This window comes from Streptomyces sp. NRRL S-337, from assembly GCF_000720175.1.
Lineage (GTDB): Bacteria > Actinomycetota > Actinomycetes > Streptomycetales > Streptomycetaceae > Streptomyces > Streptomyces siderophoricus.
Genome location: NZ_JOIX01000134.1, coordinates 1 through 10,424, shown reverse-complemented (window position 1 = coordinate 10,424; position 10,424 = coordinate 1). Strand labels below are relative to the sequence as shown.

Sequence of the window (10,424 nt, the reverse complement as noted above, 5' to 3'; positions counted from 1 at the left end):
ACGCACACCATCCCGCGCACCCTGCGGCGCCGGAGGGCGGCGCGGGGGTGGGGGGTGAGGGGGGTGAGGGGGGTTGGGGTGGAGGGGGTGGCTGGGGCGGGGGGGGGGGCGGTTCCGCTGCCGTTCCCGTTGCCGTTGCCGAGCGGGTGCGGGTGCGGGTGCGGGTGCGGGCGGCCGGTCCCGGTCCCCGGGAAGGGGGCGCCGAGAGTGCCGGCCGCCACCCGCAGTGCCTCCGCGCGCGGTGCCGGCGGCAGCAGCCCGCTCCGCTTGCGGTTCTCCTCGCGGTTGCCCAGACCGCCGGCCACCGCCCTGACCAGCGCACCGCCGCCGGCCCGCAACAGCAGCGGCTCCCGCAGCAACACCCCACGCAGCCGGGCGCGTTCGATGGCGACCGACCGGGTCGTGAACAGTCCGCGCCGTACCTGCAGAGTGTGGCCGTCGGTCCACTCCAGGCGGTAGTTCCACCAGTTCTCGACATAGAGCCCGAGGGCACCGGCCGAGCCCAGGGCGAGGACGGCCAGCAGAGCCACCGGCACCGTCACCCACAGGGCGCTCGTACCGAAGTCGGCGAACGCCTGGCGGACGATGCCGAGTTTCCACGGCTCGATGCCGATACCGTCCAACACCCGGTAGGCCGAACCCGCCGCCGCGAACACCCCGCCGACGATCCAGAACGTGAGCGGCGCGTACCGCAGCCAGCGCCAGTCGATACGGGCCAGCACCGGGTCGCCGTCGGCCGCCGCACTGCCCGCCCGGGCCAGCAGTTCCGCCCGCAGCCGCGCGGCCTCGGGCACCGCCAGCGCATCCAGCGACAGCGCCCCGCCGCTCTCGCCCGAGCCGGCCGTACCGGCCCGCAACACGGTGACGCCCAGCAGCCTGTGCAGCGGCGACGCGGTCAGATCGACGGTCCGGATGCGGTGCAGCGGGATGCTCCGCAGCCGCCGGTTGAACAGTCCGCTGCGGATGTCGAGGGTGGGAGCGTTCCGGGTGGTAGTGCTCCGGGGGGTGGCTATAGGGGTGGGGGCGTTCCGGGTGGTGGCTACGTGGTCCGCCGTGTCGGCACCCCCGTTGAGGCTGATCCGGAACTCGGTGCGGAACCAGCGGATCAGACCGAGCGTGGTGACGACGGCGAACGAGGCGGCGATGACGGCCAGAGTGATCCAGCCACGGGCGCTGATCCGGCCCCCGGTGGCCAGCGCCGTCAACGCCAGCGAACCGAGCGGTGCCGCCATCCAGCCGCAGTGCACCAGCAGCGTCCGCGGATCCAACCGCCGCCACTGGGGCGGGTGTGAGGGGTGATCCCACCGCGCGGGCCGCGCCGGGTGTGAGCTGCTCATACGGCATCTCCCGGCACCTGCTGCGCGGCCTCGCCGATCCGCCGCGAGAGTTCCTCGGCGTCCGCGTCCGACAGTCCCGTGATTTTTATGTCCCCGGCGGTCGAGGCGGTGGTGACGGTCACCGTCGCCAGCCCGTACCGCCGCTGCAGCGGACCGCGCACGGTGTCCACCGTCTGCACCCGGGACAGCGGGGCGATCCGCCGCTTCTGCCAGAACCAGCCGCCCGCCGCGTACACCGCCCGCTCGCCGAGCTCCCAGGCGTGCACCGCGTACCGCCACCGCGGCATCACCACGAGATAGCCGAGGCCCGGCACGACGAGAGCGATCAGCAGCAGGGGACCCAGCCACGGAAGGGCGCCCGGGAAGAACAGCACGGACAGGACCGCCATGACGAGTGCGGTCAGCAGCATCGGACCGCTGAGCGTCAGCAACGCCTGCGCCGCCCACCAGCGGCGGGCCCGGGGATCGACGCGATGGCGGGGCGGACGCAGGACGAGGGCGGCGTGGGGCTCGGCCTCGGGCTCGGACATGCGGAGTCACCGTTTCCAGGTCAACTGTATTGGATGGCGATACGTTATAACGGTACAAGCGACTTGCAAAAACGCCCCCTCGGGAAGACGGCCCCACCTGGGGCGGGCGAGCGCACCGCGTGGCACGGGCGACGGCCCCGCGGAGTGGGGTCGTAGCGGGGCGAGAAGTGAGAAACGGGAAGCAAGTAGCAGGACAAGAAGTGGTACACGGCGAAGCGGTACAAGAAGCGGTGCAAGAAGAAGGACGAGAAGCGGGAAAGGAAGTTCTCCGCCGTGCCCAAGAAGGTGGACCACGAAGCCAGACGCCAGGAGATCTCCGCCGCGCTCTGGCGGATCGCCGTCACTCGTGGCCTCGACGGCGCCAGCCTGCGCGATGTCGCCGCCGAGGCCGGCATCTCGCTCGGCCGGCTGCAGCACTACTTCCGCACCAAGGACGAGATGCTGCTCTTCGCCCTCCGACGGATCAACCAACTGGCCGCCGATCGCATCCGCGAGCGCATCGAGGCACTCGCGGGTGAGCCGACACCCCGCGAGGTGCTGCGCGCCTGCCTCTCCGGGATGCTGCCGCTGGACGAGAAGAGCCGCACCGGCCTGCTGGTCGGCGCCGCCTACTACGTACGCGCCGTCCACGACCCCGCCCTGCGTGCCGAGGCTCAGCAGGGCATCCCGCAACTCCGCGACTTCTTCGCCAGCCAGCTCCAACGTGCCGCAGAACGCGGCGAGTTGGCCCCCGAGCGCGCCACCGAGGAGGAGGCCATGCTGCTGATCAGCATGGTCGACGGACTCGCCACCTACGCCCTGCTGGACGTCCACCGGCCGGAAACCGCCCTCCGCCTCCTGGACCGCCATCTGGACAACCTCTTCGGGGAGGGGTGAGGGAGGGCGCGGGGTTGGGGATCGGGGTTGGGGGAGAGCCGGGGGCCTACCGGGGTGGAGGCTTACGGGGGAATGGGGCTCTGGGTGGTGGAGGCCTGCGGGTGTTGGGGGCCCCGAGTGGTGGGGTCTTTGGGCCGTGAGGGGCCTACGCCTGGCGCAACAGGGCGGCGAGATCCGCCTCGACGTCCAGATGCCGTGCCTCGTCGCCCTGCGCGACGACCCCGTAGGAAAGCTCCAGGAACTCCCGCAGCTCCTGCGCCACGAACTCCACGACCGCCATCCCGCCGTCGGTGCGCAACTCGACCATGATCTCCTCGGGCGTACACGGCCAGATCTGTACGTCACCGGCCCCGGCCGGCCCGTACAGCCCCTCCTCCAACAGCTCCCGGCCGAACGTCCACACCACCTCGGCCCCGTCCAGCGAGGCCGCCGGCGGAAAGACCAGGCGCACCGCGAACGGGTCGGCGCGGTCGTACCGCAGGCTCGCCGGAATCTCCCGCGACCGGGGAGCGGTCGCGATGAGACGGGCCTGAACGGCATGGTCGATGATGCTGGACATCGCGCGGCTCCCTAACGGTGGTAGCGGTGGTGCGGGTGTGCGGAACCGCGCATCGCTGACACTGCGAAGTGCGGTCGCGGAGGAGTGCGGATGCGGCCCCCGTCCATTAGGACGAGCGGGCGGCGGGCCCGGGTGCGCCGGCCACCGAGGGATTACGCGTGAGCTGCGTCACGAGGGGGGAGTCGATGGAGGAGGGGTGGGGCGAGTCGTACCAGCCAGCCCGGGTACATGACGATGCATCAGCATGTGTCGGCATCCACGGCATCCGTCGATATGTGTCAGTGCTTGGCCTCGCCGTCCGCCAGACGGTCTGGACGGGACCAACGAGCTCGGCTAGCTTCCACGCACCGACGTGAGCGGGGTGGGGCGTGAGCGGAGTGGAACCGATGCGGCGCACGATGCGCAGGGTGAACGGGAACAGGGGCATGGCTAAGGGCGTTGGCGTTGGTCTTGGCACAACTGGGCTTCACAGATTGGCAGTTGGCGTGACGGCATGCGCCGCCGCGCTCCTCTCCCTCGCCGCCGGCCCGGCCGCCGCAACGCCCACCCCGCCCGGCCCATCGGCCGCCAGCGAACCGGTCTCCGTGGCGGCACTCACCGGCCCGCACGCCGGCTGGCACCTCAAGGCCAGCGGCAGCACCGCCCGGTTCCGCGGCCTGGCCGCGGTCAGTCGGAGCACCGCCTGGGTGGCGGGCACATCCGGCACCGTGCTGCGCACCCGCGACGGCGGCCGGCACTGGGCCGACGTGTCGCCACCGGGCGCCGCGAAGTTGGAGTTCCGCGACATCGAGGCCTTCGACGCGCGCCGTGCGGTCGTCCTGACGATCGGCGAGGGCGAAGCGTCCCGCGTCTTCCGCACCGACGATGCAGGCGCCACCTGGACGGAAAGCTTCCGCAACACCGATCCCCGCGCGTTCTACGACTGCCTCACCTTCTTCGACCGGCGCCACGGCATCGCCCTCAGCGACCCCGTGGACGGCAGATACCGCGTGCTGTCCACCGGGGACGGCGGCCGCAGTTGGCACGTACTGCCGTCGGACGGGATGCCTCCGGTGCAACAGGGCGAGGCCGCGTTCGCCGCCAGCGGCCAGTGCCTGGTCTCCGCCGGCAGCCACGACGCCTGGATCGCGACCGGTGGCGCGGCCACCGCCCGGGTACTGCACTCCGCCGACCGCGGCCGCACCTGGTCGGTCACCGACGCCCCGATCCCCGCGGCCGACCCGGCCCGCGGCGTCTTCGCACTGGCCTTCCGCGACCGCGTCCACGGGCTGGCGGTCGGCGGCGACTTCCGCGCCGACCAGCCGTCGCCCCGCGCGGCCGCGGTCAGCGACGACGCGGGCACCACCTGGACGGCGGCCGCCCGCCCACCGCAGGCGTACCGCTCGGGCGTCACCTGGCTCCCGCACTCCCGCCGGATCGCCCTGGCGGTCGGCCCGTCCGGCAGCGATCTGACCGTCGACGGCGGCCACACCTGGCACCCGTTCGACACCGGGTCCTACGACACCGTCGACTGCCCCCCGGCCCTCGGCTGCTGGGCCGCGGGCGAACACGGACGGATCGCACGCCTGGAGCCGTGAGAAGCCCGTCGAACGTCTTCGGGTGGCTTCGGGTGTCCAGGGGTGGTGTCCAGGGGTGGTGTCTAGGGGTGTCTAGAGGTGCCTTCGAGGGGTGACGGACGTCTTCGGGTGTCTTTCGCGCCCCGTCAGTCCATCAGACTGCCGAGCCGCCCCTCCAGTACGACCAGCAACTCGCTGAGCGCCCCGGAGAGTTCCTGCTGTCGCTGATCACCGATGCCGTCGAGCAGCGAGGCCTCGTACCGCAACTGTTCCGGCAGCAGCCGGTCGATGATCTCGCGGCCCTCGTCCGTCAGCGACAGATGGGCGACACGGCGGTCCCGGTCGTCGGGCCGACGGGCGATCAGCCCCCGCTCCTCCAGTTGCCGCACCCGCTTGGTCACCGCCGCACCGGAGGCGAACGTCTCGCGGGCCACCCGCCCGGGCGTCAGCTCGCGGTCCATCCGGCGCAGTGTGCCGAGGATGTCGAACTCGGGACGGGTCAGCCCGGCCCGCCGCAACGGTGCATCGGCCGCCTGCTGCAGCAGCGCGGAACAGCGGTTGAGCCGTCCGATCACCGCCATCGGGCCGGTGTCCAGCCCGGGGTGCACCTGCTGCCACTGGCGCAGCACCCCTGCGACGATGTCCTCGGTCACCCGCACTCTCCTCTCGGCCATTGCGTACGCCTTCAATTGTGCCTGCTCATACGGCACCGGCCGCACGCCGTGGGCGCGGGGCGCGGGCCGGGGGAGGGGCACAGGCTTGGGGGAGGCAGGCGATGCGGCAGCGGGCGGAGCCGGACGGTGCCGCGAGTGGCTCCCACGGTCAGCGCGCGACGACCGAAGCTAAGCGGGAGCGGGAGCGGGAGCGGGAGCCGGAGCCGGAGCCGGAGCCGAAGTCGGAGGCTGAGCCGGAGTCGGAGCCTGAGCGGGAACGGGCCCAGACGCCAAGCCGACCCCGGCAGCCGAAGGCGAAGCACTTGGGGAAGGAGATAGGGAAACCGAATCCGGAACGGGCGCGCGAGCCGGAGCCCAGTCTGGAGCGGACGCCCGAGCCGCAGCCTAAGCCGAAGCGGACGCGGCACCCGAAGCGTGAGCAGACACGGACGCCGCCGCACACGTCGCCGCAGACGTTGCTGCAGACGTCGCCGTAGACGCCGGCGCAGGCACGGAAGCCGAAGCCGGTTCCGACAACGCTCGTACGAGGCCCGCCAGCGTCCGGTGCCCCTGCTGCTCGGCGCGGGCGATCCGTTCCTCCGGAAGGGCGCGCTGCCACCACTCGCCGGACGCCACCTCCACCGCCTCGCGCAGTTCGACCAGACCCCCGGCCAGCCGGTCACGCGCCCAGCCGAGCTTCCGTACGTCGTCCCCCTCCACCGCCCGTGACGACGGCTCGGCCGTGCGGGCGAGCAGCTCCCGCGCGGCACTCTCCGCCGCCGCCACCCTTTCCAGCGCGGTTTCGATCCGGTCCGCGGCCCGTCGATTGGGGACCAGCATGCAGCAGGCCACCCCCACGGCCGCGCCCACCACCGTGTCGATCCAGCGGTCCGCGATCAGCGTGTGCGCCGGCAGCGGGTTGCCGAATTCGGTCAGCAGCAGCGCCATCGGCGTTACGCAGACCGACCCCAGCCAGTAGTTGCGGGTGATGCACGCCTCCGCCCCGAGCTGGAAGGCCAGCGCCAGCACGATCATCGCGAGCTGGCCCGTGTGGATCAGCGGCAGCAGCGCCGTGAACAGCAGCAGCCCGAGCAGATTGCCGAGCGTGCGTTGCAGTGCCCGCTGCCAGGAGAGCGTGGTGTTCGCCTGGTAGATGGAGGCGGCCGTGACCACGGCCCAATACGGATGCCCGACGCCGACGCCCATCGACGCCCAGCCCGCCAGTACACACCCGACGGCGACCCGCGCACCTATGGGGAGCAAGGGCGACCCCGGGGCGAGCTGCGCCAACACTGCACGTACCGCATCCACGCCCCGCGGACGCCTCTGCGCGGGCCGTCGCAGCCCGGCTGCCCCCTCGTCACCGACAACGACCGTTCCCTCCGCGGCGACTGTTCCCTCCGCGGCGACCCCCGCCCATTCCTCGGCCTCCGCCGCCGAGAGCGTGACTTGCGGCATCGACCGCCCACTCCGCAACGCACGAGCCCATTGACCGAGCCGCTGCCCCTCGGCCACCGGCCCAAGCCATTCCGTCGCCGTCGCCGTCGCCGTCGCCCCACCCCGTGCCGTCGCCCGTGCCGGCGTCGCAGTGCCTCCCCCTGCCGTCGTCCCTGCCGGCGTCGCTTCCTGAGCCGTCGTCCCTCCCCCTACCGTCGTCCCGCCCCCTACCGTCGTCCCGCCCAGTGCCGACTCCCCACCCAGCGCCCGCTCCGCCCGCACCAGCAGCCGTTCGAGTGCGGCACGGTTCGCAGCCTTCTCCGGGGTACGAGCCGGCACCAGGAACAACGTGTGCCAGGCCGCATTGACCGCAGCCGCAGCCCCATGCCGAGCCTGCGCCACACCCGCGCGCACCCCTCCTGCTCCCGCATGCACCCCTCCTGCTCCCTCGTGCACCGCTCCGTCGTGCCCCCCGCCCGCCTGCGCCGGCTCAGCGTGCATCGATGCAGCGTGTACCGGTGCAGCGTGTGCCGGTTCAGCGGGTACCGCTCCCGCGTACACCGGCAACTCCTCCCCGTCCGCATGGCCCGCGCCCCCGCCGAGACCTCCGGCCGCGCCCCCCTTCCCCTTCACTCCACTCATCCCGTCCCTTCCGACCCTTCCGCCCCGTCCGCTCATTCCGTCCCGGACATTCATCTCTTCCGCGTGGATCAGCCCCGCCGCGGCCTCCAACGCCCGGGCGACGGCGATCCGCTCCGGACCGTGCGGCCGTACGATCGCGGGCGCCATACACACCAGCCACGCCAGTACGCCGGTCCCGAGCGCCAGCGTGAGATGGAGCGGTACCTGCCCGAGGCCCTGCGGCACGAAGAAGGCCGACGCCGCGATGAACGTGAGGATGATGTTCCCCGGCGGCCCGATGCGCGTGGCGTCGCAGAACATCTTGTGAGCTGCCGCGACCAACGAGGCGAGGAGCACCAGCAGTGCGGTCGAGGTGATGAGCGAAGCCGTGACCAGGGCGACTCCCAGGCTCGCGATCATGCCGAGCACGACCCACGGCAGCGTGCGGGCGCGAGCGGCGTACGGCAGCCCGTGCGCGTACAGGGCACACATCGCCCCGGCCGAGGTGTAGAGGATCAGATCCATCCGGCCCAGCGCGAACAGCGTGAGGTCGGGGATCCCGAGAGCCACGACCGCGCTCAGCGCCGGCTTGTGCCAGATGTCGACAGGACGGCGCAGTCGCACGGTGCTCTTGATCGGCAGCGACCGGGCGCGCGCCACGACCCTCCCCGTCCCGGCGTCCCGGCGCCCTCTCGTCCACATCCCGGCAGGTCTGGCGTGCTTTCCCATACCTTCAGGCTAGCAAAAAAATTCTCAAGTGTTTTACTTGCGAAATATACGCCTGCGGCTCTGGCCCAGCTGCAAGGGGAGTGACAATGGCCGGGTGCCAGCCGCCAAGAAGAAGACCATGACCGCCCCGGCGTCACCGGAGCGCCGCCGCGAACTGCTCAACACCGCGGCCGAGGTGTTCGCCGCCCAGGGCTACAACGCCACCACCGTCCGCCGAATCGCGGACGAGGCCGGAATGCTCGCGGGCAGCCTCTACTACCACTTCGACTCCAAGGAATCGATGCTGGACGAAATCCTCTCCACGTTCCTGACCGAGCTCTGGGACGGCTACGACGCCGTACTCGCCGCTGGACTCGGCCCCCGGGAAACCATCGAGGCCCTGGTCACCGAGTCCTTCCGGGAGATCGACCGGCACCGCGCCGCCGTCGCCATCTACCAGAAGGAAGCCAGGCACCTGGCCGATCAGCCCCGGTTCGGCTATCTCGCCGACTCCCAGCAGAAGTTCGAAAAGGCGTGGCTGGGCACTCTGGAACGAGGCGTGGCGGACGGCGTCTTCCGCGCGGACCTCGACATCCGGCTCACGTACCGCTTCGTGCGCGACACCGTCTGGGTCGCCGCCAGCTGGTACCGCCCGGGCGGCCTGCACAGCCCGGAGGAGATCGCCCGCCAGTACCTCTCCATGGTCCTGGACGGCATCGCCGAACGCGACTGACCGCCATGCCGCAAGCAGCTCACCGCAATCAAGCAAGGCCTGACACGCAAGCCCTACTCACCGGGCTCAAACGGGCTCACCGGGCTGAACGGGCTCAACGCGGCGATGGGCGCGGTGACGGGCGCGGGGACGGACGAAGGGCCGCCGATTCCCCGACGGCCCACCGCTCACCAGTCAATGCGCACAGCTCACTGCCCAAATTCAATGCCCACAGCTCACTGCTCACTGCTCGCTGCTCACAACCTCAGCAGGAAACGTTCTTCACATACAGCGCGCGCGGAATCGCCGTCGTGCCGTACCAGACGTCCTTCGTCGCCCCCTTGGGAAGGCGACCGCTCGGGTCCTTGTGGTGAGGAATGACGATCTTGTAGCACGACACGCGCTGGGTGCACAGATTCGCCAGGCGGACGTATCGCTGCTGGCCCTTGTTGAGGTACCTCCGTACCTTGACGCACTGCGGTGAGTGGTCAGCGGCCGCCGCCGGCGACGAGGCGACCAGTGTGAGCGAGGCGCTGCACGCCACCGCTGCCAGCGCTATGGACATGATCTTCCGCACGTGATCTCCCCCGGTGGAAACTCAGATTCAATCCCCCGCGAAGCGCGACCGGCTTCGCACGTTCATTCCCCATTTTCCACACGAGCCCCAGGAAAACCCCCTCGGGGGTCTCACAGGGACAGAAGCGCGACACAAGAGCGACCTTTTCGGAACCCGGCCCGGCCCTGCCCCGTCCCCGCCCCCGGCCCTCCCACCACGCCGGCTCGGGCCGAAGACGCGACGCTGGCTCGGGCCCGAGGTGCCACGTCAGCTCGGGCCGAAGACGCGACGCTGGCTCGGGCCGAAGACTCGAAGCTGGCTCGGGCCCGAGGTGCCACGTCAGCTCGGTCGAAGGCGCGCGTCATGGCGGAGGCGCCACGCCGGCTCGGGTCGAGGCACGCGTCAGACCGGAGGTGTCACGTCAGCTCGGGCCGAAGGCACAGGTCAGGCGGAAGGTACTACGCGAGCTCGAGTCGCACGTGCCACGCCAGCTCGGAGTGAAGGCGCAGACCAGGGGGAGGTGCCACGCCAGCTCAGGCAGAAGGTGTCACGCCGCCCGGGTTCGGCCCGGGTGACGTCCGGCAACCGCTCAACCGCTCCCGTCCCTGATCGTCGGCCGGCCACAGCTCGTCGCCCACAGACACAGACACAGACACTCCAGGCACACTGAGTCCGTCCGTCCGCCCGGCGCGAGCCGAGTCAGCTCGGTCACGTCAGCTGCGCTCGGCCTGCCACGCTCATTACTCCGCGCCACCCCAGCTCCCCGCGCAGCTGCCCCCGGCCTCATCCCGGCCTGGGACCTACAGCACCTGCCGCGTATGCCTGCCTCCCCTGGGAGCCGCTCCCCCGGGGGCCCCGCCCCCCGCCCCAGCCCACCCC

9 protein-coding genes are annotated in these 10,424 nt (G+C 71.5%); 3 read left to right on the top strand and 6 right to left on the bottom strand.

Annotated features, from left to right (window positions below):
• Together IG62_RS0140210 and IG62_RS0140205 are read right to left on the bottom strand one after the other, a co-directional pair.
• A partial coding sequence (locus tag IG62_RS0140210) for a PH domain-containing protein (protein ID WP_078872531.1) occupies window positions 1-1,337 on the bottom strand: 1,337 nt, incomplete at its 3' end.
• Window positions 1,334-1,867, bottom strand: a complete 534-nt coding sequence (locus IG62_RS0140205) for a PH domain-containing protein (protein ID WP_030816031.1) — start codon at window positions 1,865-1,867, stop codon at window positions 1,334-1,336. The genes IG62_RS0140205 and IG62_RS0140210, both read right to left, overlap by 4 nt.
• A 273-nt stretch (window positions 1,868-2,140) precedes the next feature.
• Between IG62_RS0140205 and IG62_RS0140200 the strand changes: the two genes are divergently transcribed.
• Window positions 2,141-2,743 carry a TetR/AcrR family transcriptional regulator gene (locus IG62_RS0140200; protein ID WP_030816028.1) on the top strand — a complete coding sequence of 201 codons (603 nt, stop codon included), beginning with the start codon at window positions 2,141-2,143 and terminating at the stop codon, window positions 2,741-2,743.
• Between the two features lie 145 nt (window positions 2,744-2,888).
• Here IG62_RS0140200 and IG62_RS0140195 read toward each other — a convergent pair whose 3' ends face one another.
• On the bottom strand, window positions 2,889-3,302 hold the full coding sequence (locus tag IG62_RS0140195; protein WP_030816025.1) for an SsgA family sporulation/cell division regulator: 414 nt from the start codon (window positions 3,300-3,302) through the stop codon (window positions 2,889-2,891).
• A gap of 425 nt (window positions 3,303-3,727) precedes the next feature.
• Between IG62_RS0140195 and IG62_RS0140190 the strand changes: the two genes are divergently transcribed.
• Window positions 3,728-4,879 (top strand): oxidoreductase, encoded by a 1,152-nt coding sequence (locus IG62_RS0140190; RefSeq protein WP_420711190.1) that lies wholly within the window; start codon window positions 3,728-3,730, stop codon window positions 4,877-4,879.
• Window positions 4,880-5,004: 125 nt separating this feature from the next.
• On the opposite strand, the gene IG62_RS0140185 is transcribed toward IG62_RS0140190, so the two are convergent.
• Both IG62_RS0140185 and IG62_RS0140180 read right to left on the bottom strand, forming a co-directional pair.
• Window positions 5,005-5,511, bottom strand: coding sequence for a MarR family winged helix-turn-helix transcriptional regulator (locus IG62_RS0140185; RefSeq protein ID WP_030816021.1), 507 nt, complete (start codon window positions 5,509-5,511; stop codon window positions 5,005-5,007).
• Window positions 5,512-5,916: 405 nt separating this feature from the next.
• Entirely contained in the window at window positions 5,917-8,271 is a 2,355-nt protein-coding gene (locus tag IG62_RS0140180; protein WP_063755437.1) for an FUSC family protein, read from the bottom strand.
• Between the two features lie 145 nt (window positions 8,272-8,416).
• On the opposite strand from IG62_RS0140180, the gene IG62_RS0140175 reads away from it, so the two are divergent.
• Entirely contained in the window at window positions 8,417-9,010 is a 594-nt protein-coding gene (locus IG62_RS0140175; protein ID WP_037840475.1) for a TetR/AcrR family transcriptional regulator, read from the top strand.
• A gap of 244 nt (window positions 9,011-9,254) precedes the next feature.
• Here IG62_RS0140175 and IG62_RS45845 read toward each other — a convergent pair whose 3' ends face one another.
• Complete coding sequence (locus tag IG62_RS45845) at window positions 9,255-9,566, bottom strand: hypothetical protein (protein WP_078872529.1); 312 nt, start codon at window positions 9,564-9,566, stop codon at window positions 9,255-9,257.
• Window positions 9,567-10,424: the final 858 nt, after the last annotated feature.

What these genes read in the sequence shown, in the direction of transcription:
- IG62_RS0140205 (WP_030816031.1), bottom strand. Translation starts at nt 1,867, where the DNA reads ATGTCCGAGCCCGAGGCCGAGCCCCACGCCGCCCTCGTCCTGCGTCCG.
- IG62_RS0140195 (WP_030816025.1), bottom strand. Translation starts at nt 3,302, where the DNA reads ATGTCCAGCATCATCGACCATGCCGTTCAGGCCCGTCTCATCGCGACC.
- IG62_RS0140190 (WP_420711190.1), top strand. Translation starts at nt 3,728, where the DNA reads ATGGCTAAGGGCGTTGGCGTTGGTCTTGGCACAACTGGGCTTCACAGA.
- IG62_RS0140180 (WP_063755437.1), bottom strand. Translation starts at nt 8,271, where the DNA reads ATGTGGACGAGAGGGCGCCGGGACGCCGGGACGGGGAGGGTCGTGGCG.
- IG62_RS0140175 (WP_037840475.1), top strand. Translation starts at nt 8,417, where the DNA reads ATGACCGCCCCGGCGTCACCGGAGCGCCGCCGCGAACTGCTCAACACC.